Origin of the sequence: Pseudomonas sp. HS6-2, assembly GCF_049325675.2 — a bacterium.
GTDB lineage: Bacteria > Pseudomonadota > Gammaproteobacteria > Pseudomonadales > Pseudomonadaceae > Aquipseudomonas > Aquipseudomonas putida_N.
This window is the reverse complement of sequence record NZ_CM143906.1, coordinates 4991051-5015038: the sequence shown is the minus strand read 5'-3', so window position 1 is coordinate 5015038 and position 23988 is coordinate 4991051. Positions and strand designations below refer to the sequence as shown.

At 62.8% G+C, this 23988-nt stretch carries 17 protein-coding genes; 6 read left to right on the top strand and 11 right to left on the bottom strand.

Annotated elements, in window-relative coordinates; translation table 11 throughout:
• Positions 1-23: 23 nt before the first annotated feature.
• Entirely contained in the window at positions 24-3161 is a 3138-nt protein-coding gene (locus ACOKS3_RS23400; RefSeq protein WP_103449383.1) for a transglycosylase domain-containing protein, read from the bottom strand.
• 391 nt (positions 3162-3552) lie between these two features.
• Here ACOKS3_RS23400 and ACOKS3_RS23395 point away from each other — a divergent pair, with 391 nt between their 5' ends.
• Positions 3553-4971, top strand: coding sequence for an amino acid permease (locus tag ACOKS3_RS23395; RefSeq protein WP_103449384.1), 1419 nt, complete (start codon positions 3553-3555; stop codon positions 4969-4971).
• A gap of 37 nt (positions 4972-5008) precedes the next feature.
• On the opposite strand, the gene ACOKS3_RS23390 is transcribed toward ACOKS3_RS23395, so the two are convergent.
• Positions 5009-5521, bottom strand: a complete 513-nt coding sequence (locus ACOKS3_RS23390; RefSeq protein WP_103449385.1) for a DUF417 family protein — start codon at positions 5519-5521, stop codon at positions 5009-5011.
• 305 nt (positions 5522-5826) lie between these two features.
• On the opposite strand from ACOKS3_RS23390, the gene ACOKS3_RS23385 reads away from it, so the two are divergent.
• Genes ACOKS3_RS23385 through ACOKS3_RS23375 form a run of 3 tightly spaced genes read left to right on the top strand, consistent with a single transcriptional unit; the run spans position 5827 to position 8617 of the window.
• Complete coding sequence (locus ACOKS3_RS23385; protein ID WP_422764502.1) at positions 5827-6168, top strand: GtrA family protein; 342 nt, start codon at positions 5827-5829, stop codon at positions 6166-6168.
• On the top strand, positions 6153-7115 hold the full coding sequence (locus ACOKS3_RS23380; RefSeq protein WP_103449387.1) for a glycosyltransferase family 2 protein: 963 nt from the start codon (positions 6153-6155) through the stop codon (positions 7113-7115). Before ACOKS3_RS23385 ends, ACOKS3_RS23380 begins: the two co-directional genes overlap by 16 nt.
• A complete protein-coding gene (locus ACOKS3_RS23375) occupies positions 7115-8617 on the top strand; it encodes a glycosyltransferase family 39 protein (RefSeq protein ID WP_422764501.1) in 1503 nt (500 codons plus the stop codon). The genes ACOKS3_RS23380 and ACOKS3_RS23375 overlap by 1 nt, the downstream gene beginning before the upstream one ends.
• A 5-nt stretch (positions 8618-8622) precedes the next feature.
• On the opposite strand, the gene ACOKS3_RS23370 is transcribed toward ACOKS3_RS23375, so the two are convergent.
• Together ACOKS3_RS23370 and ACOKS3_RS23365 are read right to left on the bottom strand one after the other, a co-directional pair.
• Positions 8623-10233, bottom strand: coding sequence for an FMN-binding glutamate synthase family protein (locus tag ACOKS3_RS23370; protein WP_103449389.1), 1611 nt, complete (start codon positions 10231-10233; stop codon positions 8623-8625).
• Between the two features lie 134 nt (positions 10234-10367).
• The gene (locus ACOKS3_RS23365; protein WP_103449885.1) at positions 10368-14642 is read right to left on the bottom strand and encodes a DEAD/DEAH box helicase; all 4275 of its coding nucleotides are present in this window, start codon (positions 14640-14642) and stop codon (positions 10368-10370) included.
• A gap of 91 nt (positions 14643-14733) precedes the next feature.
• On the opposite strand from ACOKS3_RS23365, the gene ACOKS3_RS23360 reads away from it, so the two are divergent.
• Positions 14734-15147: an NUDIX hydrolase gene (locus ACOKS3_RS23360; RefSeq protein ID WP_103449390.1), complete on the top strand. Its 414-nt coding sequence runs from the start codon at positions 14734-14736 to the stop codon at positions 15145-15147.
• On the opposite strand, the gene metR is transcribed toward ACOKS3_RS23360, so the two are convergent.
• Positions 15131-16048, bottom strand: coding sequence for a transcriptional regulator MetR (gene metR / locus ACOKS3_RS23355; RefSeq protein ID WP_103449391.1), 918 nt, complete (start codon positions 16046-16048; stop codon positions 15131-15133). The genes ACOKS3_RS23360 and metR overlap by 17 nt on opposite strands.
• A 197-nt stretch (positions 16049-16245) precedes the next feature.
• On the opposite strand from metR, the gene ACOKS3_RS23350 reads away from it, so the two are divergent.
• Positions 16246-17241, top strand: coding sequence for an alpha/beta fold hydrolase (locus ACOKS3_RS23350; protein ID WP_103449392.1), 996 nt, complete (start codon positions 16246-16248; stop codon positions 17239-17241).
• 53 nt (positions 17242-17294) lie between these two features.
• On the opposite strand, the gene aauR is transcribed toward ACOKS3_RS23350, so the two are convergent.
• From aauR to ACOKS3_RS23320, 6 genes are all read right to left on the bottom strand, one after another.
• On the bottom strand, positions 17295-18623 hold the full coding sequence (gene aauR / locus ACOKS3_RS23345) for a two-component response regulator AauR (RefSeq protein ID WP_103449393.1): 1329 nt from the start codon (positions 18621-18623) through the stop codon (positions 17295-17297).
• Positions 18620-20524 (bottom strand): two-component sensor histidine kinase AauS, encoded by a 1905-nt coding sequence (gene aauS / locus ACOKS3_RS23340; protein WP_103449394.1) that lies wholly within the window; start codon positions 20522-20524, stop codon positions 18620-18622. The genes aauR and aauS overlap by 4 nt, the downstream gene beginning before the upstream one ends.
• Positions 20525-20593: 69 nt before the next feature.
• Entirely contained in the window at positions 20594-21328 is a 735-nt protein-coding gene (locus tag ACOKS3_RS23335; RefSeq protein ID WP_103449395.1) for an amino acid ABC transporter ATP-binding protein, read from the bottom strand.
• A complete protein-coding gene (locus ACOKS3_RS23330; RefSeq protein ID WP_103449396.1) occupies positions 21325-21996 on the bottom strand; it encodes an amino acid ABC transporter permease in 672 nt (223 codons plus the stop codon). The genes ACOKS3_RS23335 and ACOKS3_RS23330 overlap by 4 nt, the downstream gene beginning before the upstream one ends.
• Entirely contained in the window at positions 21997-22743 is a 747-nt protein-coding gene (locus ACOKS3_RS23325) for an amino acid ABC transporter permease (protein WP_103449397.1), read from the bottom strand. It abuts the gene before it with no gap.
• Between the two features lie 146 nt (positions 22744-22889).
• The gene (locus ACOKS3_RS23320) at positions 22890-23807 is read right to left on the bottom strand and encodes a glutamate/aspartate ABC transporter substrate-binding protein (protein ID WP_422764500.1); all 918 of its coding nucleotides are present in this window, start codon (positions 23805-23807) and stop codon (positions 22890-22892) included.
• Between the last annotated feature and the right edge of the window lie 181 nt (positions 23808-23988).

The following is a 23988-nucleotide window of genomic DNA, read 5'->3' as shown; positions in this document are numbered from 1 at the left end:
CTCTAAATGCCGATGATTATCATCTACGTTTTAGATGAATCGTCGCCATGCATGGCAACCTGCGGTGGTTTGCACTCGTTCGGGTTACCTGGCTGCAAGTACGGCATCAGGATCGGCGCCATGCCCTTGAGCACCTGCACCGGCAGCGCCGAGGTAAACTTGAAGGCTTCCGCCGAGCGTCCAGGGACGAAGGCGGTCAGGGTGCCGAAGTGGTTTTCACCGAGGAAGAACACGAAGGTGGCGGTACGGTTGAGCGAGCGTGAGCCAATCAGCCGGCCACCAGCGCCGAAGCTTTCGATACGGTTGTCGCCGGTACCGGTCTTGCCACCCATCACCAGCGGCGTGCCATCCTTGAGCTTGAAGCTGCCGGAGATGCGCCGCGCGGTACCGGCATCGACCACCTGCGACATGGCCCCTTTCAGCGCCCGCGCCACTTCTACCGGCAGGATTCGCACGCCACGGTCCGGGTCACTGACCAGCTTGGTCTCGTAGGGGGTATTGGCGGCGAAATGCAGGGTGTCGATACGCAGCGTCGGCAGGCGCACGCCGTCGTTCTGGATGATGCCGACCAGTTCCGACAGCGCGGCCGGGCGATCGCCGGAACTGCCGATGGCGGTGGCCAACGACGGCACCAGATGGTCGAACGGGTAGCCCACGCGTTTCCAGCGTTGGTGGATATCGAGGAACGCTTCGATCTCGACCATGGTGCGGATGCGGCTGTCACGCGCCCCCTGGTGGCGGCTCTTGAACAGCCAGCTGTAGACTTCCTGGCGCTCGAAATGGCTGGCGTTGACCATTTCGGTGAGCGTGGAGCTCGGGTGCTTCAACAGGTAGCCCAGCAGCCACAGGTCCAGCGGGTGGACCTTGGCGATGTAGCCCTGGTCGGGCAGGTCGTACTTGCCGGGGCCGTACGCTTCGTACATCTCCGCCAGCTTGCCGTCGGTGAGTTTGCCCAAGGCAATCTTGTCATCCTTGCTGTGGGCACGGACGAAGGCATTGAAGGTTTCCTGGCCGGCTTCTGGGAACAGGTAGCGGTGCACCGCCGCCAGGCGTTGCGGGGTGGCGCGCATGCTGTCCAGGAAGGTGTCCAGGCGTTGCTGCGAGGTCTTGCGCTGGTATTTCTTCCAGAAGCGCATCAGGTAGCTGGTGCCTTCCTTGTCGGCGAAGCGGGCCAGGTATTCCTGGCGTCGCGGGTCCGAGTCGTCCTTGAGCAGCGGCACGCGGTTGAACGGCTGCTGGTAGGTGACGTAACGCACCAGGTCGCGCATCAGGCGGATGAACGGCAAGTTGATCGATTCGCGCAGGGCATCCTTGAGGGTCGGGTTGCGGTTGTTGTCTTCCTTGCGGAAGTTGTTGAACACGTGCATGCCGCCGCCGGTGAAGAAGGCTTCACCGGTGTTGGCCGAGTATTTACGCTCCAGCGCCGCATCGAGCATGGCATCCAGGCTCTGGTTCTTGCTGTTCTGTGCCAGCCATTCCAGCGACCACTGGGTGATGCGGTCGAGCTCGGCAACTTCGACTTTCTTCAACTCGGCGGCAGGTTTGCCGGCGTACTTGTCGTGCAGTTCGGCGATGATCTCCAGGTAAGTCGTGAGCACTCGCAGCTTGGCGGTCGAGCCAAGTTCCAGCTTGCTGCCTTCGTTGATATCGAAAGGCTGGTTGGTGCTGTCGGTCTGCACACGGACCCGCGAACCATCGGCGGTGCGCTCGAACAAGGTGAAGCTGTAGCTCACCTGGTCAGTGGTCTTGGAGGTGAGCAGGCGTTCGCCGATAAGGCCGATCTGCGCGGCGAATTCGGGGTCGGCAAGGTTTTTCAGGTACTGGCTGACCTGCAGCTGCAGGTCGGCTTGCAGGGTGCTGGTGGCTGACACATCGAGGCGGTCGAGATCATACAGGGGGCGGTTGAGCATGGCTGCCAGGCGATTGCGGGCCAGGCTGATGCCTTTGTTGGTGATGATCGGCACGATGGTCGGCTGGGCGACCCAGTCGCGGTAGACCGCCTTGCTGGCCAGCGCCGCATCGGCCAACGGTTGATCGATAATCTTGGCGGCCGCCAGCACACGAATGTGTGAGTCGGTGAGCTCGGCCAGTTCGACGCGGCCCTTGGAAAGGTAATGCGAAGGGCGACGCTGGGCGATCATCAGCGACAGCACCTGGCGCAGGGCCAGGCCGCGTGCGGCCATGCTGTCCGGGTCGGTGGCGGTGGAGGTCAGCGCCTGGTTGACCTGATCGAAATCGGCGCCGTACCACACCCGCAGGCCCTCGGCCATGCCATGCACCTCGCCATGCCCGGGCACGGCCGACAGCGGTACGCTGTTGAGGTAGTCACGCACGATCCGGTGGCGCGCTTCGCTGGTGTCGGGGCCACCCTGGTAGGCGCGCACGCTGGCCGAGATCATCTGGCGGATCTTCTCGGCGCCATTGACGGTCAGGCCATCCGGCGAATGGCGGTACTTCTCCAGCTGGGTGGCGAGGGTGCTTCCGCCCGCCGACTGGCCGGGCAGGGCCAGGTACTTGGCCACCTGGCTGTATGCGGCCTTGGCAAAGCGAGGCCAGTCCACGGCAGGGTTGTTCTTTACGTCTGTGGTATCGAGCAGGTCGCGGTTTTCGATGAACAGCAGGCTGTTGACCATCACCGGTGGGATGGAGGCGAAATCCGGGTACAGGTGCTGTGGGTAGTTGTACTGGTACAGCGTCTCGCCGCGGCAGTCGGTGATCGACAGGCCGGCCTGGATCTTTTCGATGTAGGGGGCGAACAGGCCGTGATCGACATAGCGCATCAGGGCCGGGGAGAACCGCACTTGTTCGCTGATCAAGTAATCGCGTTTCAGCAGGCGAGGCAGGAATTCGCCCAGCCCGCTGTAGCCCAGGCGCTTGTCGAATGGCCCGTCGCCCGGGTAGACGATCGCATCGCTCGGCCCAGGCTGGAGCGAATAGGTGAGGGTGGTGGCCAGCTTGCTGAATTCGCGCGATTGCAGGTTGGAGGTGCGGAACTCGTCGTAGGCGGCGAAACCGATGGCCACCAGTGCCACCAGCAGAATCAGGAAAATCAGCCGCCACCAGAGCCTGCGCTGACGTGGGGGCTGCGGTTGTGGCGTCTTGGCCGGAGGTGCTTCAGATGCTTCCGTTCTGGTTGGTTCCGATTGCCACAGTGCGCCCATAGTCTTCTATCCGGCCAGGTATTTTCGTCTTGCTTGTCTGAAGCTTAGACGTTGGCAGGAACAGGTGAAAAATTTGTAGGAAGTCGAGAAAAGTGGCGTAGGGCTATGCGGCTTTGGTGTGGGTTTATTCCCGCAGCGTTGTTGTTAGGGTGGCAGTGGAGCCGGGGCTGGCGCAGCAGTCCCCGAAAAACTCGCTGAATTTCCCTGTTTTTACAGCGAAAACCCCTATAACGGACTTCCTATACTGCTCGGCCCCTTCGCCCTGCCGGCCGCTCTAGCCCGGCACACGGGCCGGCCCACAAGGCCAGCCTGGCAAGCCAACGCCACGCCTATCGGCATGGCCGGCGCTGCACGAAGGTCAAATCCAATAACAAAATGAGGTTGTATTGCTATGCCAGTCGGCAACCATCCTGCCCCTGCCGAGCCCACTGAGGGCGGCCCGCTCAAGCGTGAGCTGGGCGAACGGCACATCCGTCTGATGGCGCTGGGCGCCTGTATCGGCGTCGGTCTTTTCCTCGGATCGGCCAAAGCCATCGAAATGGCCGGCCCCGCGATCATGCTTTCCTACATCATTGGTGGCCTGGCGATCCTGGTGATCATGCGTGCCCTCGGCGAGATGGCCGTGCACAACCCGGTCGCCGGCTCCTTCAGCCGCTATGCCCAGGACTACCTTGGCCCGCTGGCGGGTTTTCTCACCGGCTGGAACTACTGGTTCCTGTGGCTGGTGACCTGCGTAGCGGAAATCACTGCGGTGGCCATCTACATGGGTATCTGGTTCCCTGACGTGCCACGCTGGATCTGGGCCTTGATGGCGCTGGGCAGCATGGGCGCAGTCAACCTGATTGCGGTCAAGGCGTTCGGTGAGTTCGAGTTCTGGTTCGCTCTGATCAAGATCGTCACCATCATTGCCATGGTACTCGGTGGCATTGGCGTGATCGCGTTCGGTTTCGGCAATGACGGCGTCGCCGTGGGCATCTCCAACCTGTGGAGCAACGGCGGCTTCATGCCCAACGGCGTGACGGGCGTGCTGATGTCGCTGCAGATGGTGATGTTCGCCTACCTGGGCGTGGAAATGATCGGCCTCACCGCCGGCGAAGCACGCAACCCGCAGAAAACCATCCCCCAGGCGATTGGCTCGGTGTTCTGGCGCATCCTGCTGTTCTACGTCGGCGCCTTGTTCGTGATCCTGTCGATCTACCCGTGGGATGGCATCGGCAGCCAGGGCAGCCCGTTCGTGATGACCTTCGAGCGCCTGGGGATCAAGACCGCGGCCGGTATCATCAACTTCGTGGTGATTACCGCTGCGCTGTCGTCGTGCAACGGCGGCATCTTCAGCACCGGGCGCATGCTCTACAGCCTGGCACAGAACGGCCAGGCCCCGGCCGCCTTTGCCCGCACCTCGAAAAGCGGCGTGCCGCGCAATGCGCTGCTGCTGTCGATCGGTGCGCTGCTGCTGGGCGTGCTAGCCAACTACCTGGTGCCGGAAAAGGTGTTCGTCTGGGTAACCTCGATCGCCACTTTCGGTGCGATCTGGACCTGGGTGATGATCCTGCTGGCGCAGATCAAGTTCCGCGCCGGCCTCTCGACCGCCGAGCAGAAGGCGCTGAAGTACCGCATGTGGCTGTGGCCGCTGAGCTCCTACCTGGCCCTGGCCTTCCTAGTGCTGGTGGTGGGCCTGATGGCGTACTTCGAGGATACCCGCGTGGCGCTGTATATCGGCCCGGCGTTCCTGGTGCTGCTGACGGTGCTGTACTACGCGTTCCGCCTGGCACCGCGCCAGGAGCAAGCGCCAGTAAGCTCTGTCGCCTGACCAGGCAAAGCCCCGGCGTGAAGCCAGGGCTTTGCTTTCAGCGCCTGGGGTGGTCGTTGCTTGCCATTGTCAGTCGGGTCAGGCCTTGGCCCAGGATGGTCAGGCTAATGCCCAGTAATGCCAGGTCCTTGATCAGGAAGCTGCCGCTCTGGTTGAGCCATGGAAAGCCGCCGGAGTCTGCTTCCCAGATCGGTACGGTGAACAGGATCGACAGTGTTATTGCGAATGTCAGCGTGCACAGCGCACCCCCTGCTATCGCCGCCAGAGTGGACAACCTAGAGCTGAGTATGAGCATTGCACTGAGTATTTCGACCACGCCCAGAAAGTAGGAAGCTCCCGCCTCACCGAACAGGACGTAGAGCCATGCCAGCCAGGGCGTATTGCTAATCAATGGCACCAGCGCCTGAACCTCCAACGTGGTGAACTTGAGCAGGCCGATCATAAACATCGGCAGGGCGACGCCGAGCATGGCGATGAGGCTACCGGCCGCTTGTAACTGGCAAGGCGTGGGCAGATAAGGATGATTGGCGAGTCGTTGTATTAAAGTCATGGTGCCGGCTCCTGGAGAACGTGCACCAGTATTGGCAGGCGAGTTTTGCCTCGCTATAGGATGCTGCCAATCAAAACTGTGGGAATGGGCCGCGTGCGTTGCATGAACTAGATGATCGTCTGCTACCCCAGGCGGTTCCTTCGCCTCTGCCAAGTTGATTGATGGTCGCCTCGTAATCACCGTCAACTGGTATTTCTGTCAGTAGTCTCGTTGCTGTAATTCACCTAATTTGGTGCAGAGGCCAGACAGGGAAGGCTCGAACACCCATGCACCGCAGAATGCCGTCATTTTTCAAGTATCTGATCGTGGGCATCTTCAACACCGCTATTCACGTGGCGGTGTTTGCCGCACTGCAGGCGGCGGGCAATGATCAGGTGTTCAGCAACCTGGTGGCGTTCATCGTGGCGCTGTCCTTTTCGTACATCGCCAATGCCTGGTTCACGTTCAGGGTGCCTGTATCGCTCATGCGCTACTGCGTGTTCGTGGCGGGGATGGGCAGCCTCAGTGCGTCACTGGGTCACCTCGCTGACAGCCGAAGCTGGCCACCACCCTTGACCGTCGGGCTGTTCTGCCTGATCAGCCTGCCGCTGGGCTTTGTGTTTTCGCGATGGGTCTTCATGGAAAAGCGTAGATGGATATCTCGTTGATTGTGCCGGTATTCAATGAGGAACAGGCGATCAGGCCATTCTATGACGCGGTGCGCCAGGCGCTTGCCAACCAGGTTGACCAGGTCGAGCTGATTTTCATCAATGACGGTAGCCTGGATGGCACCGAAAAACAGATCCGCCAACTGATCGCCGGTGACCCTGATGTTGCCCTCATCGATCTTTCTCGCAACTTCGGCAAGGAGGCCGCGCTGTTCGCCGGGCTGGAACAGGCCAGTGGCGATGCCGTCATTCCCATCGATGTCGACCTGCAAGATCCGGTCGAAGTGATTCCCATGCTGATTGAGCAATGGCGGGCAGGCTTCGATGTCGTGCTCGCCAAACGCCGTGACCGTTCATGCGACAGTTACTTGAAGCGATTTACGGCCGCAGGGTTCTACTGCCTGCTGAACTGCATTTCGCAGATTCGCATCGAGGAAAACGTCGGTGATTTCCGCCTGCTCGATCGCAAGGTCGTCGAGGTGATCAAGTCGATGCCCGAGCAGCAACTGTTCATGAAAGGCATGCTGTCGTGGCCTGGCTTCAAGACGGCAGTGGTCGAGTACGAGCGCGCTTCGCGCATGGCAGGCAAGAGCCGCTTCAACGGCTGGAAACTGTGGAATCTGGCCCTGGATGGGATCACCTCGTTCAGTACCTTGCCATTGCGGCTCTGGACCTACGTGGGCGGCGCCATCGCATTGCTCGCGCTGTTTTACGCGGCCTACCAAGTCATCGACAAATGGCTGTTTGGCAACCCGGTACCGGGATATCCCTCGCTGATGACAGCCATACTGTTCCTTGGCGGTGTACAACTGATCGGCATCGGCGTGCTGGGAGAGTACATCGGGCGTATCTACATGGAGTCCAAGCATCGGCCAAGGTATGTAGTGAAGGGCATTGCCGGGCTGCGCACAGCGCGAAAGGACCGTGAGATCTTCAAGGAAAAATGATGAACCACCGCGCAAGCAGGCGTGAACCGATCACCTTGGCGTTGATAGTTGCCGGTATTCTGCTGCTTGCGCTGGTAGTTCGGTTGCATCAGATCGAACTGCAGGTCGTCTGGTATGACGAGGCCTTCAGTGTTTGGCTGGCCCGAATGGCACCCGCACAGACCGTCCTGTTCACTACGCGGGATGTCCATCCACCTCTGTATTACCTGCTGTTGCATGTGTGGATGAACTGTTTTGGTGATGGTGTTGCGGCCGTCCGCAGTTTCAGTGTCGTGACAGGGGTTGCCAGTGTCTGCATGGGGATGCTGATTGCTCGCTGGCTTGATGGCTGGCGCAGTGCCGTAATAGCAGGTGTGCTGTTGGCTATTTTGCCCATCGCGGTCTATTACAGCCAGGAAGCCCGAATGTACTCGCTACTCGGGTTGCTCATGCTCTCGGCGCTCTATGTGATATTGCTTTGGGGGCGACAACAGCGCGACCGGTACCTGCTGGCGTATGCCTTGTTGATGATCGCCGGGTTGTACACGCATTACTTTGCCGTGCTGTGTGCAGCGGCTATCTGGCTTCATGTGCTGCTGGCCAAAGGACAGAACGGCAAGTCGCTCATTCGCTCAGGGCGATGGTGGATCTGCAACCTGGCGATTGCGCTCGCCTTTCTGCCATGGCTGCCGACGCTGATCGAGCAGGCCAGCGATTCCGGGCTCCTCGCCTGGGTTGCCGAAATGACACTCATGACACTGCCGACAAGCGTCTGGCAAGCCTTCGCACTGGGCTTGCAGGTACCGGGTGCCAAGCTGGCGGCAGTGCTCTTTTGCTTGTTGCTGATAACCGCAGGTGCGTTCCTGGGGTACTTGGACCAGGTGCCTCACAGGCCCAGATCGCTACTCGTTATCTATTGCTTCATCCCGATCTTGGTGCTCGGGTTGATTTCCTGTGTGAAACCCATGTTCGTGGCGCGTTACCTGCTTTTCGCATTTTTGGGCCTGCCTATCCTGCTGGCAATCGCCTTGACCGGGATGCGCCAGAATTGGCGTGTCCCGCTACTGGTCCTTTGCATGGTGCTCGAAGTGACAGGCCTGGCAAATCTGTACAGCCGGCAATTCAACCTGCGTGGTGGCAGCGAATGGGTCGACAACCGGCTCGATTACGTCATGGCTCAGGTCGGCGCGCATTGGCAGCAAGGTGATGCGCTGCTCGCCGATGACAGAAACTGGTCGTTGACTATCGATTACTACAACAAGACGGGGGCTGCACCGCTGGTTTACAAGGCCGATTACGTCGACCCTGCCACTGCCTTGTATCCTCGCGTTGCGCAACGGGTAGTCTACGACCCACGAACACTGGAGCACCGGTACAAAAGAGTCTGGTGGGTGACCAGTGGCCCAGTGACGGAGGTAGAACGCATGATGCTGCGACACTGGAGGAGCCTGGCTGCGATCAGCAAAGGTGATTCACGGGCACTGCTGTTCGCAATGCCCGATCAATCGGCAAGCAGCGACTGAGCTGTTCAGGCTGCTTGCGGCTCGAAGCTGTCGGCCCGGGCCATCTGCCACATGCGCGAATAGAACTGCCCATTGACCTCACCGGTGAGCAACTCGCCCGGCTTGAGGAACACATGCATCTGCGAGAACAGCTTGATCTCGGTGGCCGACACGCGCCGCACCAGGTGCTTGGCCTCCAGCTGCGCCGGGTGCTCAAGACCTGCTGCGGCCAGCATTTCAGCCAGTGCACGCAGGGTATTGTGGTGGAAGTTCAGCACCCGTTGGGCCTTGTCCGGTACCACCAGGGCGCGCTGGCGTAGCGGGTCTTGCGTGGCTACGCCGGTCGGGCACTTGTTGGTGTGGCAGCTCTGCGACTGGATGCAGCCGATGGCGAACATGAACCCGCGCGCCGAGTTGGCCCAATCGGCACCGATGGCCAGCACGCTGGCGATGTCGAAGGCGCTGACGATCTTGCCGCTGGCGCCGAGCTTGATCTTGTCGCGCAGGTTAAGCCCAACCAAGGTGTTGTGCACGAACAGCAGGCCTTCACGCAGCGGCACGCCGATGTGATCGGTGAACTCCACCGGCGCGGCGCCGGTACCGCCTTCCTTGCCATCGACCACGATGAAGTCGGGCAGGATGCCAGTTTCCAGCATGGCCTTGGCGATGCCCATGAACTCCCACGGGTGGCCCAGGCAGAACTTGAAACCCACCGGTTTACCGCCAGACAACTCACGCAGCTGGGCGATGAAGTGCATCATCTCGATCGGGGTGGAGAAGGCGCTGTGGCGCGATGGCGAGATGCAGTCCTCGCCCATCAGCACTCCACGGGTTTCGGCAATTTCCTGGGTCACCTTGTGCTTGGGCAGGATGCCGCCGTGGCCGGGCTTGGCGCCCTGGCTCATCTTGATCTCGATCATCCGCACCTGTGGGGTGCGGGCCTGGGCGGCGAAGCGTTCGGGGTCGAAGCGGCCGTCGGCGGTGCGGCAGCCGAAGTAGCCGCTGCCCAGCTCCCAGACCAGGTCGCCACCGTTTTCGCGGTGATAGGGGCTGATGCTGCCTTCGCCGGTGTCGTGGTGGAAGTTGCCCAGCTTGGCGCCCTTGTTCAGGGCGCGGATGGCGTTGGCGCTGAGCGAGCCGAAGCTCATGGCCGAGATGTTGAAGATCGACGCCGAATACGGCTGGCTGCACTGCGGCCCGCCGACGATGACCCGGAAGCTTGCCGGGTCGGTCAGTGGTGCCGGGCGCATGGAGTGGCCGATGAACTCGAAGCCCGACTCATAGACATCGATCAGGGTGCCGAAGGGTTTGTCCGAGGCTTCGTTCTTGGCCCGGGCGTATACCAGCGAGCGCTGGGCGCGGGAGAAGGGCAGTGCGTCGCTGTCGGCCTCCAGCAGGTATTGGCGGATTTCCGGGCGGATGCCCTCGACCAGGTAGCGGATGTTGCCAAGAATCGGATAGTTGCGGCGCACCGCGTGGCGTTGCTGCAGCAGGTCGAACACCCCGATCAGGCTTAGCACCCCGGTGACCAGGGTGAACGGCCACAGCCACTCGTGGTGGAGGAACGGCAGGCTCGCCAGGGTGAACAATACACAGGCGGTGAAGAAGGCATAGCGGCTGAGAAGTGACAGGCTCATACGGGATCCTTGCGATGGCGCGGTCAGGCTCAGGGCCTGGGGCAAACCCCGACCATAGCCAACTTGTGTGGCAGTGCAAATCAAAATCGGGGAAGCGAAAATCATTCTCGCCCAGAGGTGTTCGACGATAAGGTTTAAGCGCCTGTCGGCGTACGCATCAATTTCTCCTTCCAGCTCGCTTGCTCCTGCGCCGCCCCCTCCACCAGATAGCTATACCGCCCCGCCACCCGCACCGCTACGGGCACGCCATCGCGATACAGCAACCGGTTATCACCCGCAGCAGGCACTTTCGCACCGGGCAGCAACGACCCTATCAAGTTCAGCGGATCACTGGCGCTGACCACCACCAGCCCACCATCTGGCGCCCGCCGGCGTACCTGCCGTAGCAACCCGACCGCCTCCGGCAATGCGAACTGCTCACCCGCCAGCCCGGCAATGAAACGCCCACCACGAATCTCGCCACGTGCTTCCAACCGGTGATAGCAACGTAGCAGCTCGCGCCAGGGCGGCAGTACATCGCTCTCCCGTTCCAGCAGCCGCCAGCAGATCACTCCATAGCGCCGTAGCAGCGCGCGGGCGATGTGTTCCACGCGCTGGTTCTCGTCAACAGTGCCACTGCCCCGACGCAGCAACGCCCAGCGTCCGGCATGGGCCATGCTGCTCGACAGCGGCGGGTGGCCGCGCCGGCGGTTGCGGGAGCTGCGCTTGGCGGCAGGGGTAATCAGGCTGCGCAGGCCGGTGAAACTGTCGGCGCCCACCAGGCCGGCCCCTACCAGTTCCTGCAACGCGGCTTCCAGCTCGCTGGGCAGCAGGTGGGCATCGCTGGTCAGTTCATCGAAGAACAACGCCCCGTGGGCCTGCAGCGCTTCAAGCACCCGTTGTGCTCGCCCGCCAAGTGCTTCGCGGGCAGGCTCGGGGGCGAGGCTACGCCATAGGCCCATGTGCTCGCGTGGCAACAGCACCAGCGGCGTACTCGACAAGGTATTGCTCGCCACGGTCGCGGCCAGCCGGCTCCAGGCAAACTGCCCGCTGCGGCAGGCATCGTCCAGCCAGTGCGGGCTGTAGTCCTTGATCCGCGCCGGCAGCAGCTCCGCTTCCCAGGCGCCGGCAGCACTGGGGAAACCCTGCAGCTGCCCCAGCACTTCGGCCACCGCCTGAGGCCCACGCAGGCGCTGATCAGGCGCCAGGTGCTGCCAGTCGAACAGAAAACGCATGAAGTCCTGCAGGCTGACCGGCTCGATCTCCCGGCGCAGACGTTTCACCGTGTAGCGATGGATGCGCGCCAGCAGGTGGCGCTCACACCATTGCAGGTCCCGCGCCCCTGGGCTGAAATGGCCGCGCAACACGTAGCCTTCGGCTTCCAGGCGGCCCAGCGCCTGTTCGACCTGAACAGCGGGCTTGCCCAGTGGTGCGGCAATCTGCGCCACGCTCAGCGGGCCGTAGCCGCTCAGGCGGGCGCGTAGCAGCTCACTCAGAGCGCTGTCCGGATCGATGGCCTGGTCGAAGCCGGGCAGTATGTCCAGCGCAGGCTCCAGGCGCGACGCCGGATACAGCGTCTGCAGCAGGTTCAGGCGTTCGCGTGCCAGCCAGAGTTTTTCATCGATCAGGCGCATGGCGCGTCCGGCCTTGGCCAGCTGGCGCAGTAGCAGGTCCCAGCTGGGGTTGGCATGGACTTCCTCATGGCTGATGGCGCCCAGGGTCATCAGCGCCTCGTGCATTTCGTCAGCATTGCCCGGCTGCGGCCAGGCCTCGGCCTGCACGGCGGCGATCGCATCGGCGTCCAGCGCACCGAGGTCATCGCCGTCATGCACTTCATTCCAGCGCCGGTTGAGCACCGCCTGGGTGCGTCGTTCCTCCAGCGGGGCGTCATCGAGGAAAGCATAGGGCCGTGCGTTGAGAATGGCCGAGGCCAGCGGCGAAGGCGCGGGCAGGTCGCGACACAGCAAGCGCACCTGGCCGCTTTCCATGCGCCGCAACAATGCCAGCCAGCCTTCGCTGTCCATGGCCTCGTGCAGGCAGTCGTCGAGGGTCTGTTCGACCAGCGGGTGATCGGGGATCTGCCGTTCGCCGACGATGTTCTCCAGGCAGGCGATCTGGTCGGGGAACACCGCGCCAATCAGGTCTTCGCTCTTCATGCGCTGGATTTGCGGTGCCACCTTGCGGCCGCCGACGAAGCGCGGCAGGGCCATGGCCACGCCGGCGTTCCAGCGCCAGCGCACGCCGAACAGTGGCGCGTCGAGCAGGGCCTGGATGAGGATCTGCTCGGCGTTGCGGCTGTTGAGGTAGCGCCATACTTCATCCAGCTCGAAGCTGTGGCTGGTAGACAGCGACAGCACGATGGCGTCTTCGCTGGCCGCAGCCTGCAACTCGAAATTGAAGGAGCGGCAGAAGCGTTTGCGCAGGGCCAGCCCCCATGCACGGTTGATACGGCTGCCGTAGGGCGAGTGGATGATCAACTGGGTACCGCCAGACTCGTCGAAGAAGCGCTCCATCACCAAGGTTTGTTGGGAGGGCAGGGCACCGAGCACCTCGCGGGTGCGGCCCAGGTAGTCGAGTAACTGGCTGGCGCTGGCTTCGTCCAGTTCGAAGGTGTCCTGCAGCCACTGCAATACCTCTTCGTTCTGCGCCAAACGATCATCCAGGCGGGCCTGCAGGCGAGCGACCGCGGCGGACAGTTCATCGCTGCGCCCCGGCGCTTCGCCGAGCCAGAACGGAATGGTCGGCGGCAGGCCCTGGGCATCCTCGACGCGCACTCGTCCGGGTTCGACCCGCAGGATGCGATAGGAGGCATTGCCCAGCTGGAAGATGTCCCCGGCGATGCTTTCAACCGCAAAGTCTTCGTTGACGCTGCCGATGTTCAGCGCCTGTGGCTCAAGCAGTACCGCATAGTCGGCATTATCGGGAATGGTGCCGCCACTGGTCAGCGCGGTCAGCTGGCTACCCCGGCGCCCGCGCAAGGTGCCGCTGACCGCATCACGGTGCAGGTAGGCGCTGCGGATGCCCAGGCGGCCGTTGTAGCCTTCGGCGAGCATGCGCAGCAGGGCCTGGTAATGCGCGGGATCAAGGGCGGTATAAGGCGTGGCTTGGCGCAGGCAGTCGAACAGCGCCTGTTCCTGCCAGGGCTGGTTGCTGGCCTCGGCGACGATCTGCTGGGCGAGCACGTCCAGCGGCGCCTTAGGGACATGCAATTCATCGAGTTCGCCATGGCGCACGCTGTCGAGCAGGGCCACGCATTCGATCAGGTCATCGCGGGAAGTCGGAAACAGCCGGCCCTTGGGAATGCCCTCGACCTGGTGCCCAGAGCGGCCGACCCGCTGCAGGAATGCCGCGATCGAGCCCGGTGATTCGATCTGGCAGACCAGATCAACATCGCCGATGTCGATACCCAGCTCCAGCGAGGCGGTGGCCACCAGCACCTGCAACTGGCCGTTCTTCAGGCGCTGCTCGGCGTCCAGGCGCAGCTCCTTGGCCAGGCTGCCATGGTGCGCGGCCACCGCTTCCTTGCCCAGGCGGTCGCTGAGGTGGCGGGTGATGCGTTCGGCCAGGCGCCGGGTATTGACGAACACCAGCGTGGTGCGATGTTCACGGGCGAGGGCAGCCAGACGGTCATAGACCAGGCCCCAGACATCCGTGGCCATGACGGCGCCGAGCGGCACCGGCGGCACTTCGATGGCGAGGTCGCGCTGGCGCGCGTGGCCGACATCGACGATCGCGCAAGGGCGTTGGTCGCCAACCAGGAACTGCGCCACACGCTCTACCGGACGCTGAGTGGCGGACAGGCCGATGCGTCGCAGTGGGCGCCCACACAAAGCCTGCAAACGCTCCAACGTCAGCGCCAGGTGGGCACCGCGCTTGTTGCCGGCCAGGGCGTGGATTTCATCGACGATCACCGTGTGCACGCTGGCCAGGCCTTCACGGCCGGAGGCCGAGCCCATCAGCACGTACAGCGACTCGGGTGTGGTCACCAGGATATGCGGTGCCAGCTTGCGCATGGCCGCCCGCTCTTTTTGCGGGGTGTCGCCGGTACGCACGGCGGCGGTGATGCGTGGTGCTTTCAAGCTTTGTTGTTCAAGGGCCTGGCTGATGCCTTCAAGCGGGGCCTGCAGGTTCAGGCGGATGTCGTTGGACAGCGCCTTGAGCGGCGAGACGTAGACGACCTGGGTGTGCGCCGGCAGCTCGCCGTCATGCTCCAGGCCTTCGCGAAACAGTTCGTCAAGCACGGCCAGAAAGGCGCTCAAGGTCTTGCCCGAGCCGGTCGGCGCGGCGAGCAGCATCGACTGGCCAGCATGGATCAGTGGCCAGGCACGAGCCTGGGCATCGGTGACCGTGGCGAAGTGGCGGCGGAACCAGGTGCTGACGGCCGGGTGGAACAGCTCGAGCACCGGGTGCTGGTGGGCTGGCAGGTTCATCTGTTGGTTATGGCGGCTGAAGGGCGGCTTGGCAAGGGGCCGTTCGTCGTCGATCTTCTGTACACTGTCGCCTTTTTCAGCGAGCCCACCCATGGCCAACATCATCCGTATCGCCGCCGCCCTGTTGATCGACCCGCAAGGCCGCACCCTGCTGGTGCGCAAGCGTGGCACCCAGGCGTTCATGCAACCGGGTGGCAAGATCGATGCGGGTGAGTCACCCGTTCAGGCGCTGGTGCGTGAACTGCACGAAGAGCTTGGGCTGCACATTGACCCGGACCAGGCTGTACATATGGGCCAGTTCAGCGCACCGGCCGCCAACGAACCGGGTTTCGAGGTGCAAGCCGAACTGTTCCGCGTCGACAGTGCCGAAGCGGTAGCCCCGGCGGCGGAAATCGAAGAAGTGCTGTGGCTGGCCGCCGATCAGGCAGCAACGCCTGAGTTGGCGCCGCTGACCCGCGACCTGATCCTGCCTTTGTACCGCCAGGCCGTCAGCGTACCGCGCTGACCCCGTCGAGGGTGGCGAACGAGGTGTCCTTGGCGGTCAGCAGGAAGTCGCGCATGTAAGGCGCATCGAGCATGTCGGTGCGCACCGCCGCGTACAGCGTGGCGAACAGGCCTTTCTCGCCCAGGCGTTTGCCCTTCACATAGCCCCGCGCGCTGTACTCGTGCAGCGCCCAGTGCGGCATGCCACACACACCACGGCCGCTGGCCACCAGTTGCATCATCATCACCGTCAGCTCGGACGTGCGCACGGCAGCCGGCTCGATATCGGCCGGCTCCAGGAAGCGGGTGAAGATGTCCAGGCGGTCGCGCTCCACCGGGTAGGTGATCAGGGTCTGGTCGAGCAGGTCCTGGGGCACGATATATGGCTTGCTGGCCAGTGGGTGCTGGTTGGCCACGGCGAGCATCGCTTCGTAGGTGAACAATGGCACGTAAGTGATGCCGGCGAGGTCCAGCGGGTCAGAGGTGACCACCAGATCGAGGTCGCCCCGGGCCAGTGCCGGCAATGGGGCAAAGGCAAAGCCCGAGGCCAGATCCAGTTCCACTTCCGGCCAGGCATCGCGGAACTGGTCGATGGTCGGCATCAGCCACTGGAAGCAGCTGTGGCATTCGATCGCCATGTGCAGGCGCCCGGCAGTGCCGCCTGCCAGCCGGGCGATGTCGCGCTCGGCGCCGCGCAGCAGCGGCAGGGTGGCATCGGCCAGTTGCAGCAGGCGCAGGCCGGCGCTAGTGAAGCGGATCGGCTTGGTCTTGCGCACGAACAGTGGCAGGCCCAGTCGCTCTTCAAGCTCCTTGAACTGGTGCGACAGTGCCGATTGGGTCAGGTGCAGGCGTTCGGCGGCCTCCACCAGGCTATCGGCCTCGCGCAGGGCATGAAGGGTTTTCAGGTGGCGGATCTCCAGCACGGCTGACTCCGAGTAAAAATTTGAGAAAACAGGGGAATGAGTTGAGTTTCGCTCATGTTGCCCCGGGCTGTCGACTGGACACTGGGCCGCACCGCTCGGCAGGGTTCATCAAACTGTCACTGAACTGTGGCAGCGCGCCCGAATTAAATTCATCAGACTCGCGCTCTACTGGGGATCTGCATTCTGGTGTTTCTTTCATGAGAGCTTTTCTGCTTTTTTTCTTTCTCGTGTTCAACGCTTCGGCGAGCTTCGCCGACACCCGTTGCGACGCCCATGTGCCGGTACAACGTGCCGAAATCGGTGAGCTGAGCCTGGTCTATCAGAGCGTCGGCGCGCCTCGCGATCCAGCCTTGTTGCTGGTCATGGGCCTGGGCGGGCAACTGATCCATTGGCCGGACGACGTGGTCGAGGCGTTGTGCCGCCAGGGCTTCCGGGTCATTCGCTATGACAATCGCGATGTCGGCCTGTCGCGCTGGAACCAGCTGCCACCTTCGGCCAATCTCACGCTCGAGCTGTTGCGCTACAAGCTGGGCCTGCCGGTTTCCGCGCCTTATACCCTGACTGACATGGCCGACGATGGCCTGCAACTGATGGATGTGCTGGGCATTCGCCAGTTCCATGTGCTGGGCGTGAGCATGGGCGGGATGATCGCCCAGCACCTGGCCGCCATGGCGCCCGAGCGGGTGCGTAGCCTGACCCTGGTGATGTCCAGTTCTGGGGCGGCAGGGCTGCCAGCGCCGGATCCGGCCCTGGTGCAGTTGCTGGCGCGGCGCAGTGCGCCGAGTCGTGAGGTGGCCATCGAGCAGCAGGCTGACCTGCTGGCTGCGTTGGGCAGCCCGCAGGTGCATGACGATCGGGCGGTGCTGCTGCAGCAGGCGGCGGTGGCGTACGACCGGGCGTACAACCCGGAGGGTGCGAAGCGCCAGATCATGGCGATTCTGGCCGAGCCGAGCCGGGTGCAGTTGCTGAATGGGTTGCGGGTGCCGACACTGGTGGTGCATGGCACCGCCGATCCGCTATTGCCGGTGATGCATGGCGTGCACTTGGCAGCGCATATCCAGGGGAGCCAGCTTCGATTGATTCCGGGGCTGGCGCACCGCTTCCAGGAGCGATTCAAGGCACCGTTGCTGGCGGCGGTGCTACCTTACCTGCAATCGCACCGGCAGGATGTCACCCATATCGCCGGCCTCTGAATCGGCATCGCCTGCGTTGCGAGCTTGCCCGCGAAGCAGGCGACGCCGTTCTGTCAGCCGAGCCCGTATTTCTTGACCTTGTCAAACAGGGTGGTCTTGGCCATGCCCAGCTCCTGGCTGGCTTGGCTGAGGTTACCGCCGGTACGCTGCAAGGCATCGCTGAGCAAGTTGCGTTCAAAGGCTTCCACTGCCTCGGCAAACCCCAGCCCCTGGCTGGCGCCACCGCTTGGCCCCTTCTTGAACGCCGGCAGTCCAAGGGCATAACGCTCGGCCACGTTGCGCAGCTCGCGCACGTTACCCGGCCAGTCATGGGCCATCAGCCGTGACAGGGTCTGGCTGTCCAGCGTCGGCGTTTCGCGGTCGAAGCGCAGCGCCGATTGCTGCAGGAAGTGTTCGAACAGTTGCAGGATGTCCTCGCGTCGCTCACGCAACGGTGGCAACTCAAGGGTCACCACGTTGAGGCGGTAATAGAGATCGCTGCGGAACTGCCCGCTCTGGCCCAGCGCGTCGAGGTCGGATTTGGTGGCCGCAATCACCCGGCAATCCACCGCAATGCTCTGGTTTGAGCCCAGGCGCTCCAGGGTGCGTTCCTGCAGCACGCGCAACAGCTTGATCTGCAGGTTGATCGGCATGCTCTCGACCTCGTCGAGGAACAGCGTGCCGCCATTGGCGTGTTCGATCTTGCCGATGCGCCGCTTGCCAGCACCAGTGAACGCGTTGGCTTCGTGGCCGAAGATCTCGCTCTCGAACAGGTTTTCCGGCAGGCCACCACAGTTCAGCGCCACGAACGGCTGGCCTTGGCGCCGGCTGAAATCGTGCAGGCAGCGGGCGACCAGCTCCTTGCCGGTACCGGTTTCACCTTCGATCAGCACATTGGCCGAGGTATCGGCGACGTTGGCGATCAGTTCGCGCAGATGCTCCATGGCCGGCGAGCGGCCGATGATACGCCCCTCCAGGCTGCTCTGTTCGGCCAGCTGCCGTCGCAGTGCCACCACCTCGCGTGACAACCCGCGCTGCTCCAGCGCACGGCGCACCACATCGACCAGGCGTTCGGGCGAGAACGGTTTCTCCATGAAATCGTAGGCACCGTTGCGCATGGCACCGACTGCCATGTCGATATCGCCGTGGCCGGTGATCAGCACCACCGGCAGGCTACGGTCGCGGGCCTTGAGGCGATTGAGCAGTTCCAGGCCATCGATGCCGGGCAGGCGGATATCGCTGACGACGATGCCGGCAAAATCATCGCCGATGCGCTCCAGGGCCTGTTCGGCACTGCCGACCCCTTCACAGGCGATGTCTTCCAGGGCCAGCGCCTGCTGGCAGCCGAGCAGCACATGCGGGTCGTCTTCGACGATCAGGACGGTAAGTGGCGCTTGGTTCATGGTTGCTCTGCCGATTCGCTGGGGGGCGTGACCAGGGGCAGGGCGAGGACGAAGGCAGTGCCGCCGGTGGCGGGGTGCTCGACGTTCAGGCTGCCCTTGGCGGCGGCGGCAAGGCTCGCCGACAGGGTCAGCCCCAGGCCCAGGCCATGTTCGCCCGGCTTGGTGGTGAAGAAGGGTTCAAACAGGTGCTTGCGGGTTTCGGCATCGATGCCGTGGCCGTTGTCGCGCACCCGCAGGCGGTATTTGTCGCCTTGCAGCTCGCCTTCGAGCCAGAGCTCGGGCAGTGGCTGGGTGGCCATGGCGTCCAGGGCGTTGCCGATCAGGTTGACCAGGATCTGCTCCAGGCGGGTCTGGTCGATGCCTAATTGCTGGTCGTCGAACTGGCTGTGCAGCTGCAGGTGACAACCTGTGATGCGGTTGTTCAGCACCTGCAAGGAGGCGTCCACGGCCTTGGCCAGCGACGCCTGGCCGCTGTCGTCACCACGCCGGGCGAACGAGCGCAGGCTGGCCGTGATGCGGCCCATGCGGTCGATCAGGTCGTTCATGGTGCGCAGGTTGGTGCTGGCGGTTTCCAGTGCACCCCGTTCGAGGAAGCGCACGGTGTTGCCGGACAGGGTCCGCAGCGCCGCCAGCGGCTGGTTGAGCTCGTGGGCGATGCTGGTGGACATCTGCCCGATCGCCGCCAGCTTGCCGGCCTGGACCAGTTCGTCCTGGGCTTGGCGCAGGGTCTGTTCGGCATGCCGACGTTCACGGATCTGGCCCTTGAGGCGTTCGTTGCTGGCGCGCAGGTCGGCGGTGCGGTCGGCGATGCGCCGTTCCAGCTGGCTGTTGGCTTCTTCCAGGGCCTCGCGGGCGGCCAGGCGCGTGGCAATCACCTTGCGCCGCTCGTTCCAGGCGATGCCGAGGATGGTCAGCAGGGCGAAGGCCACGCCGACCAGGATGCCCTGCACCATGGATTCGCGGCGCAGGTCCTGCAGCGGGGTGAGGAGGGTGAAGTGCCAGGGTGTGTCGGCCAGGCGCCGGGTCTGCGCCAGGTAGCTCACTTCGTGGGGCTTGCCCTGGGCGGTTTCGGCGTTGGCCGGGAAGGTCAGTTTCTCCACGCCATCGGCCAGGGTTTCGCGGGCCAGGGGTTGCAGCTCGTTCAGTGGCCACCAGTAATATTGCAGGCTGCGCGCCAGGCGCTCCTTGATCTGCGGAGTCAGCGGGCGCACCGATTTCAGGCGCCGGGCCGGGTCGCTGGAGAGAATGATGATGCCGTTCTCATCGCTGACGAAGGCTTCCAGACGGGCGCGCTGCCAGCGCTCTTCGAGGGTATCCAGGCGCACCTTGATCACCGCCACGCCGATGATCTTGCCGTGTTCTTCCAGGCCGTGGGCGAGGTAGTAGCCAGCCTCGCCCGTGGTGCTGCCGATCCCGTAGAAACGGCCCGGTTCACCGCGCACGGCGCTCTGGAAATAGGCCCGGAACGACAGGTCTTCACCCAGGAACGAGTCGGCATCGCGCCAGTTGCTGCTGGCCTGCACCCGGCCGTTGGTGTCGAGGACAAAGATCGCCCGGCTGCGGCTGCGGCGGTTCAGGCCTTCGAGGTATTCGTTGACGGCCTGCCGGTTGGCGCCATCAGGGTCTGTGAGCAGCTGCGAGACGCTGTCCTCCAGCTCCAGCAGGCTCGGCAGGTAGGTGTACTTGCTGATTTCGCTCTCGACCGTGCGCGCATGCAGCTCCAGCGCGCGCTCGCCGCTCTCGCTCAAGGTGCGGATGCCGTTGCTCTCGCTGATCAGGAAGCCGGCCATGCCCAGCCCAACCATCAGCAGGATGATCAGGGGCGGCAGCAGCAATTGGCGAATCAGGCGGGATTTCACGGCGGGCTTGGCAGGGAGAAGAAGCGAAGGGTCGCATTTCATCACAGTGGCCTTGTCACGGCCAGCATCCGCTGCCGGGTGACCCCGGGCAGCGGTGCCGTTCTTGCCGAATCAGTGTTGCAGGATCTTGCTGAGGAAGTGCTGGGTGCGTTCGTGGCGGGCGCTCGGGTTGCCGAAGAAGTCTTCCTTCTGGCAGTCCTCGATGATGTTGCCCTTGTCCATGAAGATCACGCGGTTGGCCACTTTGCGGGCGAAGCCCATTTCGTGGGTCACGCACATCATGGTCATGCCTTCGTGGGCCAGCTCGACCATCACGTCCAGTACTTCGTTGACCATCTCCGGGTCCAGCGCCGAGGTCGGTTCGTCGAACAGCATGACGATCGGGTCCATCGACAGCGCGCGGGCAATCGCCACGCGTTGCTGCTGGCCGCCTGAAAGCTGGCCGGGGTGCTTTTTGGCATGGGCACTGAGGCCGACGCGGTCGAGCAGGGCCAGGCCCTTCTTGGTCGCTTCCGCTTCACTGCGGCCGAGCACCTTGCGCTGGGCGATGGTCAGGTTCTCGGTGATGCTCAGGTGCGGGAACAGCTCGAAGTGCTGGAACACCATGCCCACCCGCGAACGCAGCTTGGGCAGGTTGGTCTTGGGGTCGGCGATCGAGGTGCCATCGACCACGATGTCGCCTTTCTGGAACGGCTCCAGTGCGTTGACGCATTTGATCAGTGTGGACTTGCCCGAGCCTGACGGGCCGCAGACCACCACCACTTCACCCTTCTTCACTTCGGTGGTGCAGTCGGTCAGCACCTGGAAGTCGCCGTACCACTTGTTGACGTTCTTGATGGAAATCATACGGTGATCCTTTTTTGCAGGCGCTTGACCAGCCACGAAGCGGAGAAGCTGATGACGAAGTACACGACCCCGGCGAAGATCAGGAACTCATGGGAGCGCCCGATGATGTCGCCGTTGGAGCGTGCCGAGTTGAGGAAGTCCACCAGGCCCACGGTGTACACCAGCGAGGTGTCCTGGAACAGGATGATGCTCTGCTGCAGCAGCAGCGGGGTCATCTTGCGGAAGGCCTGGGGCAGAATGATCAGGCGCATGGTCTGGCCGTAGGTCATGCCCAGGGCCTGGGCAGCGCCCATCTGGCCCTTGGAGATCGACTGCACACCGGCGCGGACGATTTCGCAGAAGTAGGCGGCCTCGAACATCATGAACGCCACCACGCACGAGGTGAAGGCGCCCACCGGGGTGTCCTCGCCGGTGATCCAGCGCAGCACGAACGGCACCGCCAGGTAGAACCAGGTGATCACCAGCAGCAGGGGGATCGAGCGGAAGTAATTGACGTAGGCGCCGGCCACACGCGACAACAGTTTGCTCGACGACAGGCGCATCAATGCCAGGATAGTGCCGAGCACGATACCGCCGACCACGCCCATGACCATCAGTTGCAGGGTCATGACCATGCCGTCCCACAGGGCAGGCAAGGCGGGGATGATTTCGCTGAAATCCATGTCCATCTACTTGCCCCCTACGGAGATCAGGCCAGGCACGGCGACTTTCTTCTCGACCATGCGCATCAGCAACATCAGGCCCATGTTCAGGGTGAAGTAGATCAGCGTGGCCAGGGTGAAGGCCTCGAACAGGTTGGCCGAGAACTCAGCGGTCTGCTTGGTCTGCGCCAGCAGCTCCATCAGGCCGATCAGCGAGGCCACCGAGGAGTTCTTGAACACGTTCAGGAATTCCGAGGTGAGCGGCGGAATGATGATCCGGTAGGCCTGCGGCAGCAGCACGTTGTTGTAGATCTGCGGCAGGCTGAAGCCCATGGCGCGGGCAGCGGCTTCTTGGCCACGAGGCAGCGCCTGGATGCCGGTGCGCACTTGTTCGCAGACGCGGGCGGCGGTGAACAGGCCCAGGCAGATCACCACGCTGATCAGTGCCGAGGTGGTCGGGTTGAGGTCTTGCTTGAACCATTCCTGCAGGCCTTCGGGCAGCAGGTCCGGCACGAGGAAGTACCAGATGAACAGCTGCACCAGCAGCGGCACGTTGCGGAACAGCTCCACGTAGGCGGTGGCGATGCCCGATACCAGACGGTTCGGCACGGTGCGCATGACGCCGAGGAGCGACCCCAGCAGCAATGCGATGATCCAGGCGGTGATGGCGATGGCGATGGTCCAGCCCAGACCGGTGATGTACCAGTCCAGATAGGTCTCGCTGCCCACGCCGGTGGACTTGAAGAACACGCCCCAGTCCCAGTTGTAATTCATCGGGATTTCCCCTCAGACGGTTGTTTCACGGGCACCTTCGAGCATCCAAGGGCGATAAACGCCCTCGGATGAAAGGGTAGACACTAAAGCGTGGCCTGTGGGTTCAATCGTGCGCGGATGCGCACCAGGCCACTATTGGCTGAGGATCAGGACTTCTTCTCGTCCGCGGCCTTGTCGGTCGGCTCGGCGATCAGTTTCTTCAGCTCGTCGCTCATCTCGAAGTTCAGGTTGAGGCCCTTTGGCGGGATCGGCTGGGTGAACCACTTGTCGTAGCTCTTGTTGACTTCGCCCGACTTGAAGTAGGCAACGATGGCGTCATCGACCGCTTTCTTGAAGGCCGGGTCATCCTTGCGCACCATGCAGCCGTAGATTTCGTACGACTGTGGAGTACCGGTGATGACCCAGTCCTTAGGATTGCGTGCCTTGGCCATTTCACCGGCGAGCAGGGCGTCGTCCATCATGAAAGCCACGGCGCGGCCGCTTTCGAGCATGTTGAAGGCTTCACCGTGGTCCTTGGCGGAAATCACGTTCATCTTCATTTGCTTGTCGGCGTTCATCGCCTTGAGGATGCGCTCGGAGGTGGTACCAGCGGTGGTCACCACATTCTTGCCGGCCAGGTCCGGGAAGTCCTTGTAGGAAGGCTGACCGTCCTTGACCTTGGTCAGCAAGCGGGTACCGACTTCGAAGATACCGACCGAGAAGCCGACTTGCTGCTGGCGCTCGACGTTGTTGGTGGTGGAGCCGCACTCCAGGTCCACGGTGCCGTTCTGCACCAGCGGGATGCGGGTCTGGGAGGTGACCAGGTTGTACTTGACCTTGATGTCGGTACCCAGTTGCTTCTTCAGGGCATCGACCACGGCCAGTTGGATGTCATGGGAGTAACCCACGGGCGTTTGACCGCCAGCCAGGTAGGAAAATGGAATGGAAGAGTCGCGGTGGCCCAGGGTGATGGTGCCCGAGTCCTTGATCTTCTTCAGGGTACCGGTCAGCTCTTCAGCCATGGCTGGCGAAGCGATGATCGCGGCGGCGATGGTTGCGCCCAACAGATGACGAACGATACGCATCAAATTTTCCTCGAGGTGTTTGTTTTTTTTATGGAGCCGTTGGCGGACTCTTCGTTCAACGAATACAGCAACAAGCGAGTGCATTCGGCTACCAAGTGTAGAGCATGAGTCGTGCCAAGCTCTGCTCTCGATCATAACGCCGTGAAAATGCTGGGGATTAATCTTTTCTGAACATTTTTTA